This is a genomic window from Marinobacter sp. V34 (assembly GCF_055524115.1).
The window spans coordinates 1-25527 of the sequence record NZ_JBUPZY010000002.1 but is presented as its reverse complement, the minus strand read 5'-3'; the positions used below and the strand labels follow the sequence as shown (position 1 = coordinate 25527).

General features: G+C 58.9%; 22 protein-coding genes and 1 pseudogene. 20 read left to right on the top strand and 3 right to left on the bottom strand.

From position 1 onward, the window contains the following. Positions 1 to 274: 274 nt before the first annotated feature. The gene (locus AC0B60_RS03220) at positions 275 to 955 is read left to right on the top strand and encodes a winged helix-turn-helix domain-containing protein (RefSeq protein ID WP_007155393.1); all 681 of its coding nucleotides are present in this window, start codon (positions 275 to 277) and stop codon (positions 953 to 955) included. Then, on the top strand, positions 942 to 2417 hold the full coding sequence (locus AC0B60_RS03215) for a sensor histidine kinase (protein WP_465083975.1): 1476 nt from the start codon (positions 942 to 944) through the stop codon (positions 2415 to 2417). The genes AC0B60_RS03220 and AC0B60_RS03215 overlap by 14 nt, the downstream gene beginning before the upstream one ends. Here AC0B60_RS03215 and AC0B60_RS03210 read toward each other — a convergent pair whose 3' ends face one another. Then, entirely contained in the window at positions 2418 to 2672 is a 255-nt protein-coding gene (locus AC0B60_RS03210) for a hypothetical protein (RefSeq protein ID WP_465083973.1), read from the bottom strand. It abuts the gene before it with no gap. Between the two features lie 254 nt (positions 2673 to 2926). Here AC0B60_RS03210 and greB point away from each other — a divergent pair, with 254 nt between their 5' ends. Then, on the top strand, positions 2927 to 3418 hold the full coding sequence (gene greB / locus AC0B60_RS03205) for a transcription elongation factor GreB (protein WP_465083972.1): 492 nt from the start codon (positions 2927 to 2929) through the stop codon (positions 3416 to 3418). Between the two features lie 132 nt (positions 3419 to 3550). Beyond that, on the top strand, positions 3551 to 3994 hold the full coding sequence (locus tag AC0B60_RS03200; RefSeq protein WP_465083971.1) for a hypothetical protein: 444 nt from the start codon (positions 3551 to 3553) through the stop codon (positions 3992 to 3994). Positions 3995 to 4012: 18 nt separating this feature from the next. On the opposite strand, the gene AC0B60_RS03195 is transcribed toward AC0B60_RS03200, so the two are convergent. Next, the gene (locus tag AC0B60_RS03195; protein WP_199447469.1) at positions 4013 to 4324 is read right to left on the bottom strand and encodes a site-specific integrase; all 312 of its coding nucleotides are present in this window, start codon (positions 4322 to 4324) and stop codon (positions 4013 to 4015) included. A gap of 145 nt (positions 4325 to 4469) precedes the next feature. Beyond that, a complete protein-coding gene (locus AC0B60_RS03190) occupies positions 4470 to 4730 on the bottom strand; it encodes an acyl-CoA-binding protein (RefSeq protein ID WP_465083970.1) in 261 nt (86 codons plus the stop codon). 150 nt (positions 4731 to 4880) lie between these two features. Here AC0B60_RS03190 and AC0B60_RS03185 point away from each other — a divergent pair, with 150 nt between their 5' ends. The 16 genes and pseudogenes from AC0B60_RS03185 to AC0B60_RS03110 form a co-directional block, all read left to right on the top strand. Next, positions 4881 to 5372, top strand: a complete 492-nt coding sequence (locus AC0B60_RS03185; RefSeq protein ID WP_465083969.1) for a DUF4442 domain-containing protein — start codon at positions 4881 to 4883, stop codon at positions 5370 to 5372. A 212-nt stretch (positions 5373 to 5584) separates the two neighbouring features. Then, on the top strand, positions 5585 to 6085 hold the full coding sequence (tssB, locus tag AC0B60_RS03180) for a type VI secretion system contractile sheath small subunit (RefSeq protein WP_007155406.1): 501 nt from the start codon (positions 5585 to 5587) through the stop codon (positions 6083 to 6085). Positions 6086 to 6162: 77 nt separating this feature from the next. Further along, positions 6163 to 7644, top strand: a complete 1482-nt coding sequence (gene tssC / locus AC0B60_RS03175; RefSeq protein ID WP_465083967.1) for a type VI secretion system contractile sheath large subunit — start codon at positions 6163 to 6165, stop codon at positions 7642 to 7644. A 3-nt stretch (positions 7645 to 7647) separates the two neighbouring features. Beyond that, positions 7648 to 8088: a type VI secretion system baseplate subunit TssE gene (tssE, locus tag AC0B60_RS03170; RefSeq protein ID WP_465083966.1), complete on the top strand. Its 441-nt coding sequence runs from the start codon at positions 7648 to 7650 to the stop codon at positions 8086 to 8088. 268 nt (positions 8089 to 8356) lie between these two features. Continuing rightward, positions 8357 to 10129, top strand: a complete 1773-nt coding sequence (gene tssF / locus AC0B60_RS03165) for a type VI secretion system baseplate subunit TssF (RefSeq protein ID WP_465083964.1) — start codon at positions 8357 to 8359, stop codon at positions 10127 to 10129. After that, positions 10093 to 11109 (top strand): type VI secretion system baseplate subunit TssG, encoded by a 1017-nt coding sequence (gene tssG, locus AC0B60_RS03160; protein ID WP_465083963.1) that lies wholly within the window; start codon positions 10093 to 10095, stop codon positions 11107 to 11109. The genes tssF and tssG overlap by 37 nt, the downstream gene beginning before the upstream one ends. Positions 11110 to 11153: 44 nt before the next feature. Beyond that, positions 11154 to 12488, top strand: coding sequence for a type VI secretion system-associated FHA domain protein TagH (tagH, locus tag AC0B60_RS03155; protein WP_465083962.1), 1335 nt, complete (start codon positions 11154 to 11156; stop codon positions 12486 to 12488). Continuing rightward, positions 12485 to 13018: a type VI secretion system lipoprotein TssJ gene (gene tssJ / locus AC0B60_RS03150; RefSeq protein ID WP_275708248.1), complete on the top strand. Its 534-nt coding sequence runs from the start codon at positions 12485 to 12487 to the stop codon at positions 13016 to 13018. Before tagH ends, tssJ begins: the two co-directional genes overlap by 4 nt. Further along, positions 13018 to 14352: a type VI secretion system baseplate subunit TssK gene (tssK, locus tag AC0B60_RS03145; protein WP_075195790.1), complete on the top strand. Its 1335-nt coding sequence runs from the start codon at positions 13018 to 13020 to the stop codon at positions 14350 to 14352. Before tssJ ends, tssK begins: the two co-directional genes overlap by 1 nt. Before the next feature lie 3 nt (positions 14353 to 14355). Continuing rightward, positions 14356 to 15183 (top strand): type IVB secretion system protein IcmH/DotU, encoded by an 828-nt coding sequence (icmH, locus tag AC0B60_RS03140; RefSeq protein WP_465083960.1) that lies wholly within the window; start codon positions 14356 to 14358, stop codon positions 15181 to 15183. A 10-nt stretch (positions 15184 to 15193) separates the two neighbouring features. Continuing rightward, on the top strand, positions 15194 to 17836 hold the full coding sequence (gene tssH / locus AC0B60_RS03135) for a type VI secretion system ATPase TssH (protein ID WP_465083959.1): 2643 nt from the start codon (positions 15194 to 15196) through the stop codon (positions 17834 to 17836). 169 nt (positions 17837 to 18005) lie between these two features. Next, on the top strand, positions 18006 to 19571 hold the full coding sequence (locus AC0B60_RS03130) for a sigma-54-dependent Fis family transcriptional regulator (RefSeq protein WP_465084674.1): 1566 nt from the start codon (positions 18006 to 18008) through the stop codon (positions 19569 to 19571). Further along, positions 19568 to 20221, top strand: a complete 654-nt coding sequence (gene vasI / locus AC0B60_RS03125; RefSeq protein ID WP_465083957.1) for a type VI secretion system-associated protein VasI — start codon at positions 19568 to 19570, stop codon at positions 20219 to 20221. The genes AC0B60_RS03130 and vasI overlap by 4 nt, the downstream gene beginning before the upstream one ends. Before the next feature lie 50 nt (positions 20222 to 20271). Beyond that, positions 20272 to 21708 (top strand): type VI secretion system protein TssA, encoded by a 1437-nt coding sequence (tssA, locus tag AC0B60_RS03120; RefSeq protein WP_465083955.1) that lies wholly within the window; start codon positions 20272 to 20274, stop codon positions 21706 to 21708. A 34-nt stretch (positions 21709 to 21742) separates the two neighbouring features. Further along, on the top strand, positions 21743 to 25327 hold the full coding sequence (gene tssM / locus AC0B60_RS03115; protein ID WP_465083953.1) for a type VI secretion system membrane subunit TssM: 3585 nt from the start codon (positions 21743 to 21745) through the stop codon (positions 25325 to 25327). A gap of 80 nt (positions 25328 to 25407) precedes the next feature. Beyond that, positions 25408 to 25527 (top strand): annotated as a pseudogene (locus AC0B60_RS03110) (contractile injection system protein, VgrG/Pvc8 family); the annotation flags it as partial.

Here is a 25527-nt window from a genome sequence, read left to right as displayed (position 1 = left end):
CTCCGTGCTGTTTGCTTAGGCGGAATGCATGAGCAGGGAGCGGGCGAGATTAACTTTCGGAATGTTTTCGCAGCGCTTGGCTGTCTGGACTATGGTGGTTGGGTGAGCGCGGAATATCGCCTTGCGGGCGATGCGGTGTCGAGACTAGGCTGGTTCGAGGGTATGTCGTGACCGTCGCCATTGGCGACACCCTCTTACAAGATCGTAACTGGCCGGCAACGGATGTTCTTCGTACCCTAGCTGTTAATGTAATCCGCTATCGGGAGGAAAACCGGTGAAAGCACTGGTAATTGAAGACGATCAGGACGTGGCAAACTACCTTGTTAAAGGACTGAAAGAGTCTGATTTTGTCGTGGACCACGCGGCGGATGGCAAGGAAGGCATGATGATGGCCGCCAGCGAAGACTACGACATCATGATTGTGGATCGCATGTTGCCAGGTATGGACGGCCTGTCGATCATCAAAACGGTGCGTGCCACTGGCAATCAGGTACCTGTGTTGATCCTCAGTGCCCTGGGTGATGTGGACGACCGGGTGGAAGGTCTTCGCGGTGGTGGTGATGACTACCTGACCAAGCCGTTCTCTTTCACCGAACTGCTTGCCCGTATTGAATCCCTGGTGCGTCGTAATCGCCAGTCGGCCGAAACCGAGACCGTGCTACGGGTGGCGGATCTGGAGATGGACCTGCTCGCCAGGACCGTCAAGCGGGCCGGGCACAATATCGACGTTCAGCCGCGGGAGTTCCGTCTGCTGGAATATCTCATGCGCAATGCCGGGCAGGTGGTTACTCGTACCATGTTGCTTGAGAAGGTATGGGACTATCATTTCGACCCCCAGACCAACGTCATTGACGTACACATCAGCCGTCTGAGGGCGAAGATCGATAAGGAATTCGAGACCCCTTTGCTGCAGACCATACGGGGTGCAGGGTACATGTTGCGTGAAACTGCTTAGCCAGCTCAGAACCTCATCGTTCCAGTTAGCCCTGCTGTACATGGTGGTGTTTGCCACCTCGGTTTTTCTGCTGCTGGCGTTTATCTACTGGCGCACGGCAGGGTTCATGACTGCGCAGACCGATGAGACCATCGAGGCCGAGATCGCCGGCCTCGCGGAGCAATACCGTGGCAGCGGTATCAATGGCCTTATTTCTATCATCCGCGAGCGTGTCGCCCGCGACCCCAACGCCAAATCCATCTATCTGTTGACGACGGACGACTTCGTCAAGCTTGCCGGTAACATTGAAAGCTGGCCCAAGGGCTCACGCTCCGACAGTGGCTGGATCAATTTCACTCTGAATCCGTCGGTGGGCTGGAACGGCCCGGAGCGACTCGCACGGGCGCGCATTTTTGAAGTGCAGGGCGGCCTGCGCCTTTTGGTGGGTCGCGATGTGGACGAGCTCACCAACCTGAAGCGAGTGATAGAAACCGCCATAAACTGGGGCATGGGAATTACCCTGGGGCTGGCCTTGCTGGGCGGCTTTTTGATGAGCCGAAGCACTACCCGGCGCATTGAGGTCATCAATAACACCTCCCGGCGCATCATGAATGGGCACCTGTCCCTGCGTATACCCACACGCGGCACCGACGACGACTTCGACCAGTTGGCGGAAAACCTGAACCAGATGCTGGATCGCATTGTGTACCTGATGGAAGGTATCCGGCACGTGTCCGATAGCATCGCCCACGATTTGAGAACCCCGCTGACCCGGCTGCGTAATCAGCTGGAAAACACCCTCATGTCGGTGGACAACGACGAGGCGCGCGACCAGGCCGGCAAAGCCGTGGCAGAAGCGGACCAGCTGTTGGCCACCTTCAATGCCCTGTTGCGGATCGCGCGGTTGGAAACCCGTGGCAATACAGCGGACATGCAGCAGGTGCCCCTGAGGGAACTGGTCAGCGATGCGTGTGAGCTGTATGAAGCGTTGGCGGAAGACAAGGAGCAGCGGTTTCAGCAGTCGCTGGAGGATCATGTGGTGATCGAGGGCGACCGGGACCTGCTGTTCCAGATGGTCAGTAACCTGATCGATAACGCCATCAAGTACACCCCGGAACAGGGAGAGATTCGGGTGAACGTGCGCAAGGAGGGCACCGACGCGATTTTCGAGGTGGGGGACAGCGGCATCGGTATTCCCGATGACGAAAAAGACCAAGTGTTCCAGCGCTTCTACCGCGTTGGCAAGAGCCGGTCATTGCCCGGCAATGGTCTTGGTCTCAGTCTTGTCAGTGCGGTGGCGGAGATCCACCAGGGTGTTATTTCACTGAGCGATCATCACCCCGGAGAAGACTACCCGGGGCTGATGGTCACCGTTCGATTGCCTGCATACTCCCCGAACCGGAAACGCCTGAAAGACACCCAGAGCATTTCCGCTTCGGAAGCCGGAGAGCAGGCGTCCCCAGGGGAACTCAAGAGCGTTTGATCAGCTGCCGGACACGCCGCGGAATTGATTCACGCGGCTGATCACCGGCTTCATCAACGTATCCACTTGTGAACGACGGCGATCAAATTTGGCCTGAATGCTGTCCCACTCACCTTCCAGATGTTTCTGTTCCAGCATGATAAACGCCGCCAGATTGTGACGGTTCAGCTTTCCGGTGATGCCGTACTGGTCCAGCCGATAGCCAATACTGTCGAGACCACTGAGGGCCGTGTTGAGAAGTTTTTTGGTGTTCATTCTGGTATCCCTGCTTGGACGATAAATCGAAAATTCAGCTAATTTAACGCTAACGCCTGTATCTAGAGTGCGCAACCTAATCCGGCTCTGACCAAAACGTAATTCGGCCGCCACCATTGTGTAACCTGTTCTGTGGAAAATAGAGGGTGTAGCTAAGGAAGTCGGCGGAAGCTCCGCTTGCTTCTCCCTCCAGCACAGCGCTAGCCTTACCCCGTTTTTACGGGGTTTTTTTATGTCTACACGGTGGTTTTTCTATGGCCAGAACCCGCTACATAACCGCGGAGGGCGAGCAGGCTCTTCGTGAGGAATTGCGTTACCTCTGGAAAGAGAAGCGTCCGGAAGTGACGCAGGCGGTGCGTGAAGCAGCCGCTCAGGGCGATCGCTCAGAGAACGCCGAGTACATCTATGGCAAGAAGCAGCTGCGTGAAATCGACCGTCGTGTGCGTTTTCTGAGCAAGCGGCTTGACGAGCTGACGGTGGTGGATCGCTTGCCCGATGACCGGGGCAAGGTGTTTTTCGGCGCCTGGGTGACCATTGAAAGCGAAGAGGGCGACGAAAGCATCTACCGGCTGGTTGGGCCGGATGAGTTCGATCTGCCTCGCGGCTACCTGAGCATCGACTCCCCCATGGCACGTGCGCTTTTGGGCAAACGTATTGACGACGAGGTTGGCGTGCGCACGCCCGATGGCTGGAATCATGTTGTGATCACCAATATCCATTATGAGCCACTCACGCCCGACAAGTGAGGAGTGTCACAAAACTGGCGACGAGTCCGGTTTTTTGTCGTTTTTGGCGATAGACTGATCAAAAATTGTCATCCTGAGCTGATTTTGTTCAAGTATTGATCAGGCACGACATGGAATAAAAAGGCAGTCGTTATGGACGGATTCGATTCGAAAAAGACAATAGTTGGCGTGGCTGCCCTGGTGACGACACTGTCGCCATTGGTGTGGGCGCAAACCGGGGAAAGGCCTGTGGAGGGCGGGGCATTCAACTATGAAGAGCGCTCGACCATCGAAACCATCCCCTTCCGTTCAATGGAAGAAGAGTCCCTGGCGAATACCGTCATAGAGGGTGGGCTGGAAGCGCCGGCGGCCGGAGTGCCCGTGCAACCTCGAACGGACGAGGATTTCTACCTGGACCCCCTCGCTCTTCAGCCCCGAGACCCCCGAACCGATCTCGGGCGCAGCGAAATTCCCGTGGAGTTCCGCTTTAGTAACCCCAAGTCCATTCCTGGGCAGACCCACGGTGATAACTACATTATCCGCCCGCCGACCAATCGGAACTACGGCGCGTTCAACACCACAACGACGGAACGGTAGATCGCTAGCTGCGCTGGGTTAGGCGGCAACAATGCCCTCGGGTTCAGTTCTGCCCAACACATCTTCGTAGAAGAACGTCAGTGCCTGTTTGGCTTGATTGAGGCGTGCCCGTGACACTTCCAGGCGTTCGCTCAGATAAGCCAGGAACAATTGTCGGTCGCCGGGCTGCAGCGTCTCCGGATTTTTCAGATCATGGAAAAGCACGAACCGGGAAATCCAGTGGAGATAGGTCTGCTCTGCGCGGTGGTTAAGTTGGTGTTTGCGGATGGCGCCAGTCACTCGACTGACAAGGCCGGGCTGCGACTGTTCCAGCGCCTCGGTGATATCCATGATGCGTCTTCCGTATGAATTGTTGTTCTTATGTTGCGCGCATCTTATGACAATCGTTTGACCGTCGCAAAACTTTTGCGAGGGAAGTTGAGCGGGAGCAAAACCGCCGGTGCGGCGGTTACCCCCGATCAAGCCGGAGTCCGGTTTACTTCAGGGATTCCAGTTTATCGATGTACTTCTGCATGGCTTCCTCGGATGACGTGCCCTTGACCTTTTCCCAGGCGTCGTACTTGGCGCGGCCGACAAAATCCATCATACCCGGGCGCTTGCCGCTTGCATCACCTTCGGTTGCCTGTTTGTAGAGGGCATAGAACTCCAGCTTCAGTTCGTTGGAGGGTTTGAAGTCGCCTTCGGCATTCTGAATATAGTTCACGGCTTCGTCGAAGCGGGTTTTCAGGTCACTCATAGAGGGTTCCTTATTTGGGTGTAAATCCGGCACTCACAGTAGCAAGGAGTATATCGGGAGACAGTGTGGCCGTCATTGGCCGATCGTTCCAATCCTTCGACGAATGGGGTATTGTCCGCATCCTTCTTTTAAGATAAGCGGAGATGCCCTGTGGCCGCCACTAACAAACTGGCTAGCATTGTTGCCAAGATCAATCAGTTGCCGGAATTTGCCCGGCCAAAGGCCCTGTCGCTGTTTTTCGGCAAGGCGGTTCCGTTCACCGGTACCACCGGCATTCGCATTGAAGCTCTGGACCAGGAACGTTGCGTGATTTCCCTGAAGAATAAGCGCAGGGTCCAGAACCACATCAAAGGTGTGCACGCCGTGGCCTCCCTGCTACTGGCGGAATCCGCCACAGGCTTTCTGGTCGGCCTGAACGTGCCAGACGATAAGATTCCGGTGATCAAAACCGCCCATGCTGAATACACTCGCCGTGCCAAAGGCGATATGAAGGTGGAGGCGTACCTGACTGCTGAGCAACGTGAACGTATGCTGACCGAAGAGAAGGGCGAAACCTCGGTGCCCGTGACCATCCATGACAGCGAAGGCCAGCAGCCGATTGAAATTGAAATGATCTGGGCCTGGACGCCAAAGCGTCGCTAGTTGCGCCAGGTTATTGTTGTGAAAGGCTCCGGGATGTCGAATGGTTGGCAATTCCTTGCCCGGGGCCTAAATTTTGCCAAAAGCTGGCCAATTTTTGCTTGAGTACCCGATTTATCCTGTGTAAAGTTCTGCCTGTAGCGTGCCAGGAAGGTGCGCACAATGGACTGTAACACCGCAACTGAGTTTGCACATGGACCACAGGGAGCAAGCGCATGTCTTCAAAAGACGGTTCCGTCGCGCCGAAAGAGCGCATCAATATCAAGTATGTCCCCGCCACCGGTGATCAGCAGGCTGAAACAGAACTGCCGCTGAAGATGTTTGTCGTTGGTGACTTCAAGGGGCAGGCCGAAGAAACTCCGATCGAAGACCGTAAGGCAATTTCCGTTGATAAGAACAACTTCCGTTCTGTCATGTCGGAAGCCGGTCTCACCCTCTCCACCACGGTCACCAACAAGCTGGACGAAGAAGCCGAAGAATTGCCGGTTAACCTCGACTTCCAGACGTTGGACGACTTTTCCCCGGATAGCATTTCCCGCCAGGTACCCGAGCTGAAGAAGCTGATTGAGCTTCGTGAAGCGTTGGTTGCCCTCAAGGGGCCGCTGGGTAACGTGCCATCGTTCCGCTCCAAGCTGCAGGAAATGCTGGACAACGACGAAGCCCGCAACAAGCTTCTTGAAGAGCTAGAGCTGGCCACGGACGAAAACGGCGAATAATCCGGATTCGTGATCCGAATTCTGCCAGTGCTGGCAGATCTCAATCTTGTGTTTAAAACGTACTGAAGGGATGTGGTATGTCTGATACTGCTGAGCAGCAATCCGCTGCTTCCGAAGCTGTCGCGGAAGGATCATTGTTGGACCAGGTCATGGCCAACAGTCGCATGGCTCCCGCCGATGAAGGATACGATGTGGCACGCCGAGGCGTGGCAACGTTTATCTCCAACCTGCTGAAAAGCGACGAAAAAGGCCAGCCGGTCAACAAGGCATTGGTTGACCAGATGGTGGTCGAGCTGGATCGAAAGATCAGCGCCCAGATGGATGAAATTCTGCACGCGCCCAAGCTGCAGGAGCTGGAATCCTCCTGGCGCGGCCTGAAGCTGATGGTGGATCGCACGGATTTCCGCGAGAACATCAAGGTGGATATTTTGCACGCCACCAAGACGGAACTGCTGGAAGATTTCGAGTTTGCGCCTGATGTGACCCAGACGGGTTTCTACAAGCACATTTACTCTACTGAGTACGGCCAGTTTGGCGGTGAGCCCGTGGGTGCGGTCGTCGGCAATTATGCCTTTACCCCGTCCACCCCGGACATGAAGCTGCTGCAGTACGTGTCTTCTGTCGGAGCGATGGCCCACGCGCCGTTCCTGTCATCCGTTGCGCCAACGTTCTTCGGTGTCGACAGCTATCAGGAACTGCCGGCCATCAAGGAACTGAAAGCCGTCTTCGAAGGCCCCAAATACGCCAAGTGGCGCTCCCTGCGTGAGTCGGAAGACGCCCGCTACCTGGGCCTCACATCGCCACGCTTCCTGCTGCGGGTGCCCTATGACCCCACCGAAAACCCGGTGCGCAGCTTCAACTACAAGGAAGACGTGTCTGGCGACCACGAGCATTACCTGTGGGGCAACACTGCCTACCTGCTGGCCACGCGCCTGACCGAAAGCTTCGCGAAGTACCGCTGGTGCCCGAACATCATCGGCCCGCAAAGCGGTGGTTCGGTGGAAGATCTGCCGGTTCACACCTTCGAATCCTTCGGCCAGCTGGAAGCCAAGATTCCGACCGAGGTGCTGATCACCGACCGTCGCGAATACGAAATGGCCGACGAAGGCTTCATCGCCCTGACCATGCGTAAGGGCAGTGATAACGCAGCGTTCTTCTCCGCCAACTCGGTGCAGAAGCCCAAGCAGTTCCCGAACACCAAGGAAGGCAAGGAAGCGGAAACCAACTACAAGCTGGGTACGCAACTGCCTTACATGATGATCGTGAATCGCCTGGCGCACTACATCAAGGTGCTGCAGCGTGAGCAGATCGGTTCCTGGAAAGAACGTCAGGATCTGGAGCGGGAACTGAACACCTGGATTCGCCAGTACGTGGCTGACCAGGAAAACCCGCCGGCGGATGTTCGCAGCCGTCGTCCGCTGCGCGCAGCACAGGTGACTGTTTCCGATGTGGAAGGCGATCCGGGCTGGTACTCGGTGTCTCTGGCGGTTCGTCCGCACTTCAAGTACATGGGTGCGAACTTCGAGCTGTCACTCGTCGGCCGTCTGGACAAGGACTAAGCCGTGTTCAGGAACACCGGTGCTGACGGTGTTCAGGCTTCGGGCGGCAGCCTGTTCGAGCGTTTGGAACAGGCTGCTGAACCCGCCGGGCAGAGCATGGGGGAAGTGACCCATGTGGTGGACTCCATCAAGCGCCACCTGGTTCGCCTGCTGAATGCCCATCCGGGCAACAGCGAGAGCGTTCCGGACTTGGGGTTGGTGGATTTCAACGACGCCACGCTCGGTACCCATGATCTGAGCATTCGTATTCGCAGCGCCATACGGCAGTGTATTGAGAAGTTCGAACCCAGGGTGAGCCGGGTGGATGTGATGGCAATGCCCCAGGGGCCTGACCCATTGCAGCTGCGGTTCCAGGTGACGGTCTACCTGAAGGTGGGTTCGGATGACGATAAAACGACCATTGATTTGTTATTGGATGACAAGCGCTACTACAGAGTGATTTAACGTCAGTCAAAGTAGCTTGAAGACACGGATGAGAGTGGGGGTGTAGTCAGGCTTCCAAAAGTGTGCGGAGCCATGGATGGCGGAGCCCAAGCGCCCATGGATGGGCTTGCAGCGTCTTTTGGAAGCCTGACTACACCCCCGCTCGGAGTCAGAGGGGAACGGCGATACCTTTTCTTCTGGGAAAAAGAACTCGCTTCGCTCAGACACCTTTTTCCCTGCAGAAAAGGCATCCCCATCCCCCTCGATCGAACTTTGGTGTAGTGGTTCTATGAAGTTGAATCGGTTTTACAGGGACGAGCTTAGCTTTCTGCGACTGCAGGGGCGGGAATTTGCGGATGCACATCCGCAGCTGACCCGCTTCCTGTCGGAGCAGAGCACCGACCCAGACGTCGAACGGCTGCTGGAAGGCTTTGCCTTTTTGACTGGGAAGCTCCGTGAGAAGGTCGAGGACGAGTTTCCCGAGTTGACGCATTCGCTGCTGAACATGCTGTGGCCGAACTATCTCCGGCCGGTGCCCAGTTGCACCATTATGCGGTTTGATCCGCAACTGCATGCGATCAGTGAGCGCCAGCGGGTTGATCGGCATACCGAAATCAAGAGCCGGCCACTCGGCGATGCCACGCGCCAGACCCAGTGTCGGTTCCGGACCTGTCGGGCGGTAGATGTTTTTCCGGTGAGTGTGGCGGACGCCCATGCTGAACATTCACGGGAAGTGTCGTCGGTGACCGTGGACCTGGCGTTGCACACCGACCAGCCACTGTCGTCCCTGGGTCTCGATAACCTGCGTTTTTACCTGGGTGGAGAGAACCATATTTCCGAAACCCTGTACCTGTGGCTGAACCATTATCTGCAGCGTATGGAACTGGTGGTAGGCGATTCGGTGTTTTCGATCCCCTCAAGTCAGTTAAAGCCGGTCGGGTTTGCCAACGATGAGGCATTGCTGCCATATCCCAAGAACGCGTATCCGGGGTATCGGATTCTGCAGGAGTTCCTGAGTTTCCCTGAAGCGTTCCGCTTTGTGGATATCCAGGGGCTGAAGTCGCGTTTGCCGGCGGTGCAGGCGGATGAGATCAGCCTGCGGTTCCATTTCAGCCGCATTCTGCCGCCGGATGCGAAGATTCGCGCGGAGAATTTCCAGCTTTACTGCACGCCGGCCATCAATCTGTTCACCCATGAGGCCGATCCTGTGGACCTGAACGGTCGCCAGACGGAGTACCGAATTGCGCCGTCCAGCCGTTCGCCGGAGCACTACGAAGTATTCAGCATCGAACAGGTGGAAGGTTGGCTGGAAGGCCGGTCCGGGCGTGGGGAGCCGCGGCTGTACACGGCATTTGAGAGTTTTCAGCATGAAGTGGAGCGGGATCGTGGCCGTACCGCCCTGTACTACCGGGTGAAGGCCCGGGAAAGCGTTCGCGGGGACGGCTTTGACCACTACATTTCCTTCGTGCGTGGCGACGAGTCCGAATGCCTGAACCGGCAGGAAGCGGTGTCGCTGACACTGACGTGCACCAACCGGCAGCTGCCACATCAGTTGGCCGTCGGCGAGATCTGCATGGCGACGGAGACCACGCCGGCGTTTGCGTCGTTCAGCAATATTACCCGGCCTACGCACACCCTGCGGCCGACGCTGGATGGCAGCCTGTTGTGGACATTGATTTCCAATCTGTCGCTGAACTATCTGTCGTTGCTGGATGTGGACGCATTGCGCACGGTGCTGCGGGTGTATGACTTCCGCGCCCTCGTGGATCGCCAGGCGGAGCGGGTGTCCCAGAAGCGCCTGGCAGGCATCCTTGATATTGAAACCACGCCGGTTGACCGGATGGTGCGGGGCCTGCCGGTGAGGGGAATTCGCTCAGTGATGCGGCTGGACCAGCAGTCGTTCGCCTCGGAAGGCGACCTTTACCTGTTCGGCACGGTACTCAGCCAGTTTTTTGCACTTTACGCCAGCATTAACGCCTTTCACCAATTGGAAGTGGTGAATACAGACAATCAGGAACGGTACACATGGACGTTACAGCAAGGGCAGCAGCCTCTGATGTAGCCGAGCTGCAACCCGTTCTGGGCAATGCACGGCGCTACAGTTTTTTCCAACTGGTGGACCTGATCCATCGTCACCACGGTGATGATCTGGAACGATCCCAGGACGAGCAGCCACAGCGGGAGCGTATCCGCTTCTCGGCGTCGGCCGGGCTGGGCTTCCCCGGTAGTGATGTGGTGTCGGCAGCATCGCCGGAACACGAGCACGCGCCCTATCAGCTGGAAGTGAGTTTTCTGGGCTTGCACGGTTCCCAGTCGCCGCTACCGGGCTATTACCTGGAAGACCTGGCCTGGGAAGCAGGGCAGAACCTGGGCATTCGCCGTCACTTCCTGGATTTTTTCAATCATCGGCTGGTGACCCTGTTTCACCGGGCGTGGCGCAAGTATCGCTATTACGTGCGATTTCAGCCGGAGGCATCAGACGGTTTCTCCGAGCATATATTCTCGCTGGTGGGTCTGGGAGATCCGCAAGTCAGGGCGGCAACACCGGTCAACTGGTCCAAGATGCTGGCCTACGCCGGAATGATGGCGGGTCGCAGTCGTTCACCGGAAGTGGTCAGCGGCATCATCGGCCACTGCTTTGATCTGGACGATGTAGGTATTGAGCAATGGGTGTTGCGTCGGGTGGAAATACCCAAAGACCAGCAAACACGCCTGGGGCAGGCCAACGCCGCGCTTGGTGAGGATACGCTGGTGGGCGCGGGCATTCGCGACCGCAGTGGCAAGTTCATCCTGCGCATTCGCAACCTGGACCGACAGCGGTTTGCGGACTTCCTGCCCAATGGGGAAGACCATGACCGACTGGTGAAGCTGGTGGAGTTTGTCACCCGGGAACAGTTGGCTTACGACCTGGAGCTGCAAATGCGACCCAGGGATGTGAAGCCGATGCAATTGGGTGCGGACGTAAGGCTGGGCTGGAACTCGTTTGTGACGCCGGAAAAAGCCAGGACGCTGCCAGCGGTGCGTCTGCAGATCCGCCGCTGATCTCTATTGCTTGAGTGAATGGATTGCGTAAAAGGAAACCGGATATGGAACATCAACAAAGCCACAGTCTGAAGCTGGTGGTCAGTAATCCTACTCAGGTTGCCAGTGGAATGAGCCGGGAGCATGTGTTTGGTGCCAGGGGCGGCTCCATTGGCAGTGCCGGCAGCGACACCTGGCAGTTGTCCTCACACCGCACCGGTGCTGTCGGCGGCCACGCGGAAGTTCGGTTTATGGACGGCGTGTTCTGCCTAATCGACCGCAGCGGCCGCACCTACATCAATAGTGGTACCCAGCCGGTCGGCCGTGGTCGCCGTGCGCGCCTGAAGAGTGGCGATACCATCACCATCGGTCGCTATCAGCTCAAGGCAGAGGTACTTAATGGGCAGCGCCAGGACGGCACCCTTCAGGAAGAGGCGGAAGATGCCACCCTGGTCAATGTTGAGGAAGGTGAACTGATGCGTGCGGAAGAGCGCGAACTGGAGACCGTTGGCGATGAGCCGTTGCATGGTTTGCAGCCGGCGCCCGGTGAGATATTCAGTGACGACCCGCTTCAGGCCTGGGCAGATACCAGTAAAGACAGACAGGGCGATGACGAGGCTATCAGCCATGAACAGGATTCCCTGCTGGCCGATAAGTCGGAGTGGTACGCCAACGATGGTGCCGTCACCGACGAGTACCGTGAAAATCGCGACGTAGCCATGGGGCTGCCCATGCGACAAGGAGAGCGTGACAGGATGTCCGAAACCACCAAACCGGCACGCCGCCGGGAGACCAATGACCAGAGCCGTCAGCACATCAGTGGTGCGCCGTTATTGCGTGGCATGGAAACCGACCTGGGCTTTGCCGACAGCGATGAGATGCGTCTGTTCCTGGAAGAGGCCGGTCAGACCCTGAAAGCGACAGTGGAAGGCCTGCTGACTCTGCACCAGGGGGAGGATAGCCGTCACCAGGCCTTGCGCACTCGCCTGCAACCCATTGAAGACAACCCGTTGCGCCTGGGCGAAGACTACAACGAGACCGTCCAAACCCTTTTTGCCAGCCAGCGCAGCCCGGTTCACCTGTCCGCCCCGGCGGCGGTCAGCGAAAGCCTGCAGAGCCTCCACCATCATCAGGTGGCCACGCAGACCGCCATCCGCGAAGGGCTGGACGCGATTCTTCACGCTTTCTCACCGGAAGCGTTGCTGCGCCGATTCCACGGTTATCGCCGCGGGCTGAAAACCGACGAAGACGAAAGCAACTGGGCATGGGAGATGTATCAACACTATTACCGGGAACTGAGTTCCAGTCGTCAGCAGGGTTTTGAGCGCCTTTTTCAGGAGGTGTTTGAACAGGCTTACGATCAACAACTGCGTCAATTACAGAGGGAGAACCTGTCGTGAAGTACTGCAAATGGAGTTTGCTGGTCGCCATTCTCGTTTTGGTGGGGTGCAGCACCCCCTACAACGCCGTTACCAAAACCGCCAAGGTGATGTGGGATCCGGATATCCCCGTGGGTTATCCGGAAGACCTGCCCAGCCGGGTGGACCTGACCATGCTGGCGGAGCCGGACGTGAACCCCAACGAATCCCTGGCGCCGACACCCATCGCGTTCCAGATCATCCAGATGCGGGACAGTTCGCGGCTGATGGCGGCGGATTTTGACCAATTGCTGGGCGAACTGGAGCCGTCCCTGGGCCGCAACTACGTGGACCACAGCGATTACACCCTGGTGCCCGGGCAGTTCAAGTTCATCGAGCCGTTCGAAATTGCCGAAGACACCCGTTTTATCGGCGTGATCGCCTTCTACGCTTACCCCAATCTGTCCCAGTGGAAGAAGGTGGTGAAGGTTGACCCTATCGGTGGTCGTTATCACCTGCTGGTCAACCTGCGCGAGCGTGAAGTCAAACTCAGAAGGTCGGATGAGTCCTGATGTCTGCAACGAATCGAGTCGTCTGGAGTGACGGGCTGTTTATCAAACCCCAGCACTTCCAGCAGCAACAACGTTACCTGGAACACCAGATCAACGAGCGGGCTCTGGCCATTTCTGATTACCTGTACGGTTTCAGTGATCTGGAGCTCAACGCGGAATACCTGAGCTTTGGCCGGGTGGGCCTGGTGAGAGCCAGCGGCCTGTTCCCGGATGGCACCCGTTTCTGCCTGCCCCAGGACGACGTGATGCCGGAGCCACTGGAAATTACCGATGCCTCCGTGGCCAATCAGGTGGTGTACCTGGCCCTGCCGCTGGGCAGCGAGAGCCTGGCGGAAGTGGAATGGCCGGAAGCCGCCATCGCCGGCCGTTTCCGGGCCCAGAGCGAGGAAGTCCGGGACCTGCATTCCATCGACGGGGATTCCCACACCATCGACGTGGCCAGAGTGGCCCCGAAGCTGATGCTGGAACGGGACGATCGCAGTGCCTACGCGGCCCTGGCCATTGGCCGGATCCTGGAAAAGCGCCCCGATGGCAGCCTAGTGATGGACCCCAACTTCATCCCCACCATGCTCAGCGTACGGGCAGCACCCCGGCTGCAGCGTTTCGTCGGGGAAATGGCCGGGCTGATGCGCGAGCGGGCCAAGAACATCGCCGAGCGCGTGGGTGCGCCGGGGCAGGGTGGTGTCGCAGATGTGGCGGATTTCATGCTGTTGCAGATGCTTAATCGCGCTCATCCCCGTTTCCTGCATCTGGCGCGTTTGCGTCAGCTACACCCGGAGCGGCTCTACGAGGCGTTGCTGGAGTTGTGCGGCGAACTGGTGACCTTCACCGATGAAAACCGCCTGCCCCAGGAGTACACCGCCTACGATCACGACCTGCCGGAGGATTCCTTCACGCCACTGATGCAGGTGCTGAGGCAATCACTGAGCACGGTGCTGGAGCCGCGCGCGCTGGCTATCCAGTTGCAGCAGCGCCAGTACGGCCTTACGGTGGCGCCGGTCCAGGATGCCCAGCTGATCGGCCAGGCCGAGTTCATCCTGGCGGTGAAAGCGGATATGCCGCTGGACGACTTGCGCAAGCAGTTCACCCAGCAGTGCAAGGTGGCGTCGGTGGAGAAAATTCGCGATCTCATCAGTCTGCAATTGCCGGGGATTCCGCTGTCGGCACTGCCGGTGGCGCCCCGCCAGTTGCCGTATCACGCCGGGTTCGTGTACTTCCGGTTGGACGACCAGAGCCAGGCCTGGCAGATGCTCGACAACGCCAGCGGCTTTGCGTTCCACGTGGCCGGCAGTTTCCCGGGAATGGAAATGCAGTTCTGGGCAATCAGGAGCTAGACCATGGCAGATGCACCGGTGATGGATTCACCCAATGGCAACACGGAAGCAGGTGGCAGTGCGTTTGATGACCTGATGTTTGCGGATGGTAACCGCGATGGTCGCGTGGGCGACCAGGGCTTCGGCAACGACCAGTTCCAGCTGCGGGGCCTGGAGGATAACCGGCTGATTGATGCCGCCACGCCCCTGCTGGGGCTGGTTATTCGGGTGCGCAGGCTGGCGGATTTCCACGGAGTGGAAAACCTGTACCAGCAGGTGGTGGACGAAGTGGCAGCCATCGACCGGGAACTGGTGGAGCAGGGTTACGAGCGGCCGACCGTGGTGGCCTATCGCTACGTACTCTGTGCCTTTATCGACGAGGCCGTACTGGGAACCGACTGGGGCGCCCATAGCGTGTGGTCCCAACATTCGCTGCTGTCCCGCTTCCACAACGAAACCTGGGGTGGTGAGAAGGTGTTCGCCATCACCGCCCGCATGGAGCAGGAACCCGAGCGTTACCGCGACATGCTGGAATTCATCTACTTGTCTCTGTGCCTGGGATTTGAGGGCCGATACAAGGTGATGGCCAACGGCCGTGATGAATACGAGCAGATTGTTCGCGGGCTGTACGAACAGATTCGCGGGCTGCGCCGCGACGAGGAACCGCAGCCGTTATCCAGCGCGCTGGATAACGTAACCCCGGCTCGCAACCGGCTGCGGACAGGCCTACCCCTTTGGGGGATTGGTGGCCTGTTTGTGGCCGCTATGGCCGGGGTATACACGCTTTACAACATAGCGCTGAACGAACGCATCAGGGATGTGCTCAGCGTACTGGAACAACTCCCGAAATAAGGAGATCACTGTGATTCGGGTAGAACTGCCGGCGCTGATTGGGCGCCTCAACGAGATTTGTCGTCAGGGTCTGGAAGGCTCGGCGGCGTTGTGTATCAGCCGCCAGGGAGCGGAAATCACTCCGGCCCACCTGCTGTTCAAGCTGCTGGAAACACCGTTTACCGATGTGCGCCAGATTCTGGAGAGCACCGGCATTGATCATCTCAACCTGCAACCGGTTGTCGGCGACAGCCTTAACGGCGAGCGTCAGTCGGCGGAGCCGTATCCGTCGTTCTCGCCTCTACTGATAGAATTGCTGCAGGATGCTTGGCTGTTTGCGTCCACAGAGCTGGGCCATACCGAACTGCGTTCAGGTGCCATTATGCTGGCGCTGCTGATGAATGCGGATCGTTATCTAATGCCTCAGGTCAGCCAACGGCTGCAGGACATTAACCGGGAACAACTTCGGCGCCAGTTCAATTCCATGACACGGGGCTCAATAGAGCAACCCCGCGCGGAGGATGGCCCCTCTGCAGCCGACAAAGCTCAGGTGGACATGGACCCGCTCAAGCGCTACGCCACCGACTTCACCAAACTGGCCCGGGATAAAAAGCTGGATCCGGTGGTCTGTCGTGACGCGGAAATCGACCAGATGATCGACATCCTCTGCCGTCGTCGCAAAAACAACCCCATCGTGGTGGGCGATGCCGGCGTTGGCAAAAGCGCCGTTGTCGAGGGCCTGGCCCTGCGTATTGTTAACGGCGATGTGCCCGAACGCCTGGGCAACGTAGAGCTTTGGACCCTGGACATGGGCGCGTTGCAGGCCGGTGCTTCGGTTAAGGGCGAGTTCGAGAAGCGTCTAAAAGGCGTGATCGAAGCGGTTAAAAGCTCCGCCACGCCTATCATCCTGTTCATCGATGAAGCCCATACTCTGATCGGCGCCGGCAACAGCGAAGGCGGCTCCGACGCTGCCAACCTGCTCAAGCCGGCCCTGGCCCGTGGCGAACTGCGTACCATTGCCGCGACCACCTGGCGTGAGTACAAAAAGTATTTCGAGAAAGACCCGGCCCTGAGCCGTCGTTTCCAGCCGGTGGCTCTGGACGAACCCACCCCGGCCGAGGCGGTTCATATTCTCCGTGGCCTGCGCACGGTTTATGAAAAAGCCCATCAGGTGCTCGTCGCGGACAGCGCCCTGAAAGCCGCCGCCGACATGTCTGCCCGTTACCTGGCAGGGCGCCAGCTGCCGGACAAGGCCATCGACGTGCTTGATACAGCCTGTGCCCGCGTCAGCCTCAACCTCAGCACATCACCACGCCGCCTCAGCCACGTTCGCAGCGAACTGCATCAGCTGGGAATGGAACAGGAAATGATGACCCGCGAGCAGACCCTAGGGCAGGCCATCGACCACCAGCGTGAAAAAGAACTGGTGGAGCGCCTGGAAACCCTGCGCGAGGAAGCAGAAGAACTGGAACAGCGCTGGAACGACCAGCGGGAACTGGTGGCGCGTCTCGTCGACATTCGCGAGCAACTGTTGAGCGAGGACACTGCCGAGACTGACGCGGACGTATCAGCGGAAGACGCCACGCCGGAAACCAACGAAGAACGTCCGGACCTGAAAAGCGAGGCTGCGGCCATCGAACAGGAATTGGCGGAACTGCAGGCCGACGAGCCTCTGGTGCATGCGAGAGTCGACGCCCGCCAGGTGGCCGAAGTCATCGCCGACTGGACCGGTATTCCGGTCAACCGCATGACCGCCGACGAGCTGGAAAAGATCACCCGCCTGCCGGAGTATCTGCAATCGCACATCAAAGGCCAGGACACCGCCATCGGCGCGCTGCACCAGCACCTTTTGACCGCACGTGCCGACCTACGTCGCCCCGGCCGCCCCATGGGCGCCTTCCTGCTGGCCGGCCCCAGCGGTGTGGGTAAAACCGAAACCGTGGTGCAACTGGCCGAACTGCTCTACGGCGGCCGCCAGTTCCTCACCACCATCAACATGTCCGAATACCAGGAGAAACACACCGTCTCCCGCCTGATCGGTTCACCGCCGGGCTACGTGGGCTTCGGCGAAGGCGGCATCCTCACCGAGGCCATCCGCCAGAAGCCCTATTCGGTCGTGCTGCTCGACGAAGTCGAAAAAGCCCACCCGGAAGTGCTCAACCTGTTCTACCAGGCCTTCGATAAAGGCGAATTGGCCGACGGCGAAGGCCGCCTGATCGACTGCAAGAACGTGGTGTTCTTCCTCACCTCAAACCTGGGCTACCAGACCATCGTCAAACACGCGGACGAGCCTGAAAAAATCGAGGAAGCGCTGTACCCGGAACTGGCGGACTTCTTCAAACCGGCATTGCTGGCACGTATGGAAGTCGTGCCCTACCTGCCGCTGGGCGAAGAAACCCTCAACCGCATCGTTGGCGACAAACTCGACCGCCTGGCCACCCAGATCGGCGACCGTTACCACACCAACGTGGAACTGGAAGACGGCCTGGTGGAAGCCATCCGCAGCCGTGCGACACGAAGTGAAAATGGCGCGAGGATGCTGGAGTCGATTATTGAAGGTGAACTATTGCCGCCGGTATCGCTGGCGTTGCTGGAGAAGCTGGCAGCGAGAGAGCCAGTCACAAAGGTGACACTCGGCGTCGAAGACAACAAGTTCACAGGTACCGTTGCCTAAGCCAACTGCAAAGTAGCGGGCCGTGCGGATTCACTTTCCGAAACCGTGCGGAGCCATGGATGGCGGAGCCGAGCGTACAGGGATGTATTCACAGCGTGTTTCGGAAAGTGAATTCGCACGGTTCGCGGTCCTTAGGGGACAAGGAAAAGGGATAAAAAGAATGGGACGGATGCAGACGGAGTTGCACACCGGCATAGATCTGGCGGTTGAACTGCTCCGGCAGGACAACCTGCCAACCCTGCTAAAAGTCGCCTCACGGCAACTCGAAAACACCTTCGGCCTCACCCGCTGCTGGTCATTGGAACTCGACCTCAGCGGCCGCACCCTACATTGCGCGGCACTGGGCGAGCAGGGCGAATTCGACTGCGGCGACTTCAGCCACCCCTTTGCCCACCTGCTGCAACAGGGCAAACCCAGGGAACTGTCACGGGCCGCCAGCTACCGCCTTGATCATCCGGGCTTTCAGGCCCTGGTCGACGCCAGCAACCGCCCCCGCTCATTCTGGCTGGAACCCATCAAAGGCGAAGACGGCCGCACCCTCGGCATCCTGGTACTTTGCAATGAAGAACCCGAGTGGGAAGGCATCACCGCCCAGCCACTGTACCGTGGCCTGCTGACCCTGCTGTCCCACCAATGGGTCAGCCAGCTCAAAACCAGTGACCAGGTATGGCAAAGGCGCATGCTCAAACGCTCACTCGACCATCTTCACGACGCCGAAGCCGTGCGCCAGCGCTGTGAAGAATTGGCGAACACTCTGGTTGGCAATTCCAAGACCATGACCGACCTGCGTGCCCAGATTGTGCGGGCCGCCGGTAGCCAGCTGTCAGTATTGGTGCAGGGTGAAACCGGCTGCGGCAAGGACCTTGTGGCCCAGGGCATCCATCGTTTTTCAGATCGCGCCGAAGGCCCCTTGGTGGTGGTCAATTGCGCGGCCATCCCGGACTCATTGCTGGAAAGCGAACTCTTTGGTCATACCAAGGGCGCTTTCTCAGGAGCTGATCGGGCAAAGGAGGGCCTGCTTGCCCAGGCAGATGGTGGCACGCTGTTCCTGGACGAAATTGGCGATATGCCCATGGCGCTGCAGTCCAAATTGTTACGGGTGCTGGAGGGCCGTCGCTTCCGCCCACTCGGTGCTCAGCAGGAACAACACTCCGATTTCCGCCTCGTGGCGGCCACCCATCAACCTTTGAGCGACTGTATCGAAGAGGGCCGGTTTCGCCGTGACCTGTTCTACCGGCTCAGCCAGTTCCCGTTACGGGTCAAGCCGTTGCGGGAACGCCCGGAAGACCTGGAGCCCCTGTGCCGGCATTTTATCCGCGAATATACCGCCCGAGAGGGGGCCGGCCCGCTGGGTATCAGCAGTCATGCCCTGGGTATGCTGGCGGGATATAACTTTCCCGGTAATGCCCGGGAACTGAAGAACATTGTCGAGTTTGCCTGCCTGCAAACCCCGGTGGGTGACGATATTCAGCCGGAAGTGCTGCGCCTGGACGATCTGTTTCCAAACCAGGAAACCTGTATTGCCAGCGACTTTCAGGCTACTGCCGTCCCCGGGCTGCCACAGGCGGATGAAGTGGACGACCTCCGGGCCGCGGCCCAGGCGTTCGAGGCAGCCATCATCCGTGAGCGTTTGCGCCAATACGGTGGCAACCGCGCCCAGGCGGCAGAAAGCCTGGGGCTGCCCAAACGCACCCTGGCCCATAAATGTCTGAAGTATCAGGTGACAGAAGCGTGAACCCAAGTATTCGAAGTAATAGCCTCCTTGCCACTGTGCTCTGCGCCCTTGGTATTACGATGTCCCAGGCCGCCAATTCACAGGGCAATCCCCAGGTGGCCGAGGCCATGGCGTGTACCGAAGAGAGCCAGCGCCTTGAACGGTTGGCGTGTTTTGACGAAGTGTTCGGCACCCCGTTTTCAGTGGCGGTTGAGGACGCCATCGTCGGTAACCAGCCAGAACGCTGGCGTCAGGCCTTCGCACAGGAACAGCGCCGTCGCCCGGGTGACGGTCCGTTATACCGCAACACCTCGGAGCTTGCGGGGCATCTGCTGACGCTCAGTGCCCTTGGGGTCAAACCGCCGCGGCCTCTGCTGGCGGTGCAGTGTCACAACAACATCACCGAACTGACGTTGATGATGCCGAAGGCAGTGAAAGAGGAACGGGTCACCGTCGATTTTGGCCAGGGCCGTCAGATCTGGCGGGTCCGGGACGACGGTTTCGTGATCAGTGGTGGTCGGGGCCTGCCCGCGATTCGAACCGTGCGGAGCATGGCCGCCGCACCTGGCGTGACCGTGGCCTCGTCCAGCGGCGTCGTCGACGGATTGATGTTCGACCTGACCGGGTTTCGGGACACCCTTGAGCCACTGCGGGAAGCGTGTGGCTGGTAGTGATCTTTATCAAGAATTTGTAGTGCCATTTGCAAAGACAGGGATTGGACATGCAGGCAGTAGAACAGCATCCATACGTTGAACAGGTGTTGAATAGGCTTTCCGGTGAGAGCGCCACGGGTGAGACCCTGATGGACGACCCCACCATGGAATACCTCGAAAACGAGATTATGAAAGTGGGCTCGCTGGCCCACACCGGTGTTGAATGGGGCAAGGTGGAAAGCGAGTCGCTTCGTCTGCTGTCGGACACCAGCAAGGACCTCAAGGTGCTGGGGTTTCTTATGCTGTGCCTGCAGCGTGGTGGCAACGGTGAACGGTTTGCCCTGTCGCTGTACCTGTTGCACCGGGTACTGGACACCTGGTGGCACGATGCCTGGCCTTATCCTGGCGACAAGGGCAAACGCGCCCGCAAGATGCTGATGTCCCAGATTCTGCAACGGGCTCTCAAGGAAGTGTCGGCACTGAGCTTCGACGGCGGCGTAGGTGATGGCCGGGAATTCTGCCTGACCACGCTCGGCAGGCTGCTGGAACAGGCGAGCGCTCTGGAGTTGCCGGATGACGGCCTGGTCGACTTGCGTCGGGCCGTGGAAAAACTGCCATCGCCTTCCGATGCGCCCAGGCCGTCGGAAGCCACCGACAATACCGAAAGCGCGGGTACGTCATCGGCTGGCTCATCCCTGTCACAAGCCAGCAGCACTTCTTCCGCTTCTCTGGGCAGTCTGACCCTGGACCCCGCCAACGAGCGCGCTACCCGTCAGAGTCTGCTTAAAGTGGCGGATATGCTGACTGAAACCACCCCCGCCGACGCGTTGGGCTATCAACTCCGTCGCTACGCTATCTGGCAGAGCATCACCTCGGTTCCACCAGCACGCGACGGTATTAAGAGCGACCTCGCTGCGGTGAGTGCCGATCGCGTGGCCGACTACCGCGAAAGCCTGTCCAAGTCCCCGGACGGGGCCCTGTGGCAGCGCATTGAACAAAGCCTGTCGGTCAGCCCGTTCTGGCTGGAAGGCCACTGGCTGAGTGCGCAGGTGGCGTCTGCATTGGGGCATGAGACCTGTGCCGAAGCTATCCGCACGGCGGTCAAAGCCTTCGTTGAACGGTTGCCAGAATTGGCGGACATGACCTTTAACGACGGCACTCCTTTTTTACCCAAAGCGGTAGCTGACTGGATGCTCAGTGGCCCGGCGAAGGGTGGCTCCGCTGGCGGCGCAAGTTCCTGGGAGCAGGCTTACGACGATGCCCGCGGAATTATGGATAAGAAAGGCCTGGCTCCGGCCATGAAGCTCCTGGAAGAAGGCCTGGACTCCGCCCGCGAGCCCCGTGATCGATTCTACTGGCGGCTGATGAGCAGCCAGTTGATGAAAGACAGCGGCATGAAAAGCCTGGCGAAACAACAGCTGCAGGATCTGCGTGAGCAGACCCGCGGGATGAATCTTGAAGACTGGGAGCCAGGCCTGGTGGCCCGGCTGGACAGACTTGCCTAACAACTGACGGATCAAATTGACAGGAATGGACACCATGTGGAGACAAGCCCTACTCATTGGACGACGGATACTGCCCTATGTGCGAAGTGCGGCGCCGATTACCCTGGCGCTGGGTGTGGTGGTACTGCTGGCCGCAACCTGGTGGTTGGGGCCGCGCCTGGAAATCGGCGGTGAATACCCGTTGGCGGCCTGGCAGATGCGTGCCCTGGTGACCCTGGTGGTGGTACTGCTGGTGGCCATGGTCTGGGGCATGATGCTGGCGCGCAAGCTGCGCAAAGTGAACGTCGCCAAGGCGGAAGAACAGAAGGAAGAGGAAGACCCCATCCTGCCGTTGGAACGACGCCAACAGCGCCTACTTGATCGCCGCCTGACGGAACTCAAGAGCAACCTGTCGGGCCGAAAGGGTGTCTATCGTTTACCCTGGTACCTGGTGATGGGCCTGGAAGATGCCGGTAAAACCAGTCTCATCCAGCGCTCGGGGCAGACCTACACCCTCACCAACGTTACCCGCAATCCCCGCACCGAGCGTAACCCGTTCGGTTTTGAATGGTGGGTGGGCGATAACGGCGTACTGATTGATCCGGATGGCGAACTGCTGAGCCAGAACGACGGCGAGGGCGCCACCAGCGATATCCAGCAGCGGCTGTGGACTCATTTTATCACCTGGCTGGAAAAGAACCGGCCCCAGCGCCCCTTGAACGGTGTTGTGCTGGCGGTTGACCTTGCCCGCCTGAGTACCGGCAATGAAAAGCAGCGCCAGGCCCAAGCCATACTGTTGCGCACCCGGCTGAGGGAGTTGATGGAACAGCTAGGTTCCCAACTGCCGGTGTACATCAGCTTTACCAAAATGGATCTGCTCTACGGCTTTGCTCCGTTTGCCCGTACCCTCTCCAAAGCCGAGCGTGAACAACCGTTGGGATTTACCTTTCAGTTGGACGGCCAACTGGACGCCGACGACTGGCTGGGCGAGTTTGATCAAAGCTTCAGCAAACTTGCGGAACAACTCGGTGAGCGTCTTCCAGACGTGTTGTCTGCAACGCGGGACGCCGAAGAGCGTGCAGCTGCATACTCCTTTACCCGCCAGTTGGCCGGCCTGAAGCCGGTGCTTGAACAGTTTCTGGCTGATCTGCTTTCTGCGGATGCTTTTTCAACCCCGGCCCTGGTACGAGGCACCTACTTTACTTCCGTGGTTCAGGAAGGTGTACCGGAAGATGCGTTTGTCTCCGCGGCTGCCGCGAACTATGGGCTGGCTGGCCCGATACAGCCGGCGCAGCGTGGTGGGCAGTCTTCAAGCCTGTTCACTGAAAAACTCTTTCCCAACATCATCTATCGCGAAGCGGGCTTGGCTGGTGACAACCAGAAAGTGGTCGGCAGCCGGCGTCGCCGCATTGCGGTCGCGGCTGTAGTAGCCGTTGCCGCTGGCCTGGGTATGACCGCCGGGTGGCAACACTACTTCATTGAGAACGCCCAGGCTGCCGCCGCAGTCGAGGAGCGGGTGCGCAGCTTTATCGATAACTGGCGCCCTATTGGTTACGAGCCCGACACTACCGGCCGCAACCTGCTGGAACCGCTGGACCAGTTGCAGGAGGCCACGCTGGCGTTCGGAGATTACCGAGCGGAGCCTGCCGTTGTCTCAGACATGGGCCTGTACAAGGGGCACAAGGTTGGCCCGGAAGTGGAAGAATCCTACCTGGACATGCTGGCCTACCAGTTTTTGCCGGCACTGATGTTGGGCGTGATGGAAGAAATGAGCGATGCCCCGGACACCAGTTCCGAGCGCCTCGATCACTTGCGCGTGTTGCGGATGCTTTACGATGCCAGCGGTCGCCGCCGGGACATTGTCCACAGCTACATGAGCGATTATTGGCAACGGGCTTACCCGGCGCAGCGGGACCTGCAACACCGGCTGCTCAGTCACCTGGACTACGCCATGCTACACACGGACCTGAACCAGCGGGTGGACGCGGGTGACAAGACCGCCGACATGGCCCTGGCGCCATTTCGCAGCAGTGTCCAATGGGCCCAGCATGAACTCGGACGCATTGCGACTCCGGACCGGGTTTATCGGGATCTGGAGAAAGAAGCAGAGCAGAACTTCCGCTCACCGCTGGATCTGGCCCGGGAGTCCGGACCGGCTTTCAGCACCGTGTTCATGCGTCTGGATGAATTCGGTGAGCCTTTTGACGAGGAGAGCATCGAACAGGAAGATCCCATCGTGATTCCATCCTTGCTCACTCGTGAGGGTCTGGATTCTTGGTTCCTGCGCAAGTCCGGGTCGGTCACGGAACTGGCACTGGTGGACGCCTGGGTACTGGGCCGCCGCGATGATGTGAATTTCAGCAAGGCGGATGAGGCGAGGCTGCAGGCACAACTGCAATCCCTGTACGCGGAAAACTATGTGGCGAGTTGGCGTCGAGCCCTGAGCCGGCTGGATATCCAGAGCTTCAGCGACCTTAACCATGGTGTACGTGTTCTGGAGAGCCTGACCAGCGGCCACGAACCGCTGAACCAGTTGCTGGCACAGGTAACCGCTAATACCCGCCTGATTCCCGGTGGCAGCGAAGAAGCCGAGGCGGCTCGCAAAGTAATGGAGCAGTCCGCCCACTTCCAGATGGTTCAGGAGATCGAGCGGCAGTTTATCGACCTGAACGCATTGATGGACAAGCAGGGTGATGACTCCAGCGATATGGAACAAGTGATGGAGGTCGTTCAAAACCTGCACACCTATCTGCGCGGCATTCAGGAAGCCCCGGATCGCGGCAAGGCGGCACTTTCCGCCGCCCGTGCCCGGATGGGGTTGCAAGGCGCAGACCCGATTTTCACCCTGCAACGGGTAGCCTCGAATCAGCCGGCACCGCTGGACCGCATGCTTGAGAAGCTGGCTTCGGAAAGCTGGCGCGTGGTTCTGGATCAGGCCGTGGCGCAGCTTGAACGCCAGTGGTACCAGGAAGTCTATCAACCGTTCCAGCAGAGCCTGGCCAGGCACTACCCGTTCAACCCGGGAGCGGGCCGCGACGCTGCGCTGCAGGATTTTGAGCGCTTCTTCGCCCCGGACGGTGTGTTGGATCAGTTCTACAAAGAGAACCTGAAACTGTTCCTGGAAGACCACCCGGAACATATTGCCGGCTCCAAACGCGCCAGCCTGGTTCGCCGCGATGTGCTGGCCTCGCTGGAGAAAGCCGAGAATATCCGCCGCGCCTTCTTCACCCGCAGCGGCTCACTGGATGTTGAGTTTGCCCTGGAGCCGTTGCACCTGTCGTCCAACAAACGCCGCAGCGTGATGAACGTGGACGGACAATTGGTTGAATTCAGCCATGGCCCAAGCCAGAGCATTCCGCTGGTCTGGCCCAATACGCTGAGGGATTCGGTTGAGAGCAGGGTGACCCTGGTGCCCACGGAAGTGAACCGGTCACCGCGCAGTGTTTCTGAAAATGGCCCCTGGGCGCTGTTCCGCCTGCTGGACGAGGCAGATATCACCGGAGTGAGCAGCAGCGCCGTGGATGTGCGGTTTGCGCTGGACGACGGCGAAATGCGGTATCGCCTGCATGCGGGCAGCAATACCAACCCGTTCACACAGGAATTGTTGGCGGGGTACCAGATACCACGCAGTCTGTATTAGACTATGCACCAGAGCCAATACGGAAACAGGATGTTTTCCGTATTGGCGGTTCAGGATTTTCTGCTTCAAGGATCGAAGACATGCCCCAGGCAACCGGACTGCAGTTCACGGCCACCCTTGGCCAACTCCCCAAAGACCTGTTCGTGGTCGCCCGCTTTGAACTGACCGAGTACCTTTCCAGGCTCTGCTACTGCAAGCTG

Excerpts from the sequence above, each read along its gene's own strand:
- icmH (WP_465083960.1), top strand. The coding sequence starts at position 14,356 with ATGGCAGATGCACCGGTGATGGATTCACCCAATGGCAACACGGAAGCA.
- tssK (WP_075195790.1), top strand. The coding sequence starts at position 13,018 with ATGTCTGCAACGAATCGAGTCGTCTGGAGTGACGGGCTGTTTATCAAA.
- tssM (WP_465083953.1), top strand. The coding sequence starts at position 21,743 with ATGTGGAGACAAGCCCTACTCATTGGACGACGGATACTGCCCTATGTG.
- tssC (WP_465083967.1), top strand. The coding sequence starts at position 6,163 with ATGTCTGATACTGCTGAGCAGCAATCCGCTGCTTCCGAAGCTGTCGCG.
- AC0B60_RS03195 (WP_199447469.1), bottom strand. The coding sequence starts at position 4,324 with ATGGATATCACCGAGGCGCTGGAACAGTCGCAGCCCGGCCTTGTCAGT.
- AC0B60_RS03210 (WP_465083973.1), bottom strand. The coding sequence starts at position 2,672 with ATGAACACCAAAAAACTTCTCAACACGGCCCTCAGTGGTCTCGACAGT.
- tssB (WP_007155406.1), top strand. The coding sequence starts at position 5,585 with ATGTCTTCAAAAGACGGTTCCGTCGCGCCGAAAGAGCGCATCAATATC.
- tssA (WP_465083955.1), top strand. The coding sequence starts at position 20,272 with ATGCAGGCAGTAGAACAGCATCCATACGTTGAACAGGTGTTGAATAGG.
- greB (WP_465083972.1), top strand. The coding sequence starts at position 2,927 with ATGGCCAGAACCCGCTACATAACCGCGGAGGGCGAGCAGGCTCTTCGT.
- AC0B60_RS03130 (WP_465084674.1), top strand. The coding sequence starts at position 18,006 with ATGCAGACGGAGTTGCACACCGGCATAGATCTGGCGGTTGAACTGCTC.
- tagH (WP_465083962.1), top strand. The coding sequence starts at position 11,154 with ATGGAACATCAACAAAGCCACAGTCTGAAGCTGGTGGTCAGTAATCCT.
- AC0B60_RS03190 (WP_465083970.1), bottom strand. The coding sequence starts at position 4,730 with ATGAGTGACCTGAAAACCCGCTTCGACGAAGCCGTGAACTATATTCAG.
- AC0B60_RS03200 (WP_465083971.1), top strand. The coding sequence starts at position 3,551 with ATGGACGGATTCGATTCGAAAAAGACAATAGTTGGCGTGGCTGCCCTG.
- tssG (WP_465083963.1), top strand. The coding sequence starts at position 10,093 with ATGGACGTTACAGCAAGGGCAGCAGCCTCTGATGTAGCCGAGCTGCAA.
- tssF (WP_465083964.1), top strand. The coding sequence starts at position 8,357 with ATGAAGTTGAATCGGTTTTACAGGGACGAGCTTAGCTTTCTGCGACTG.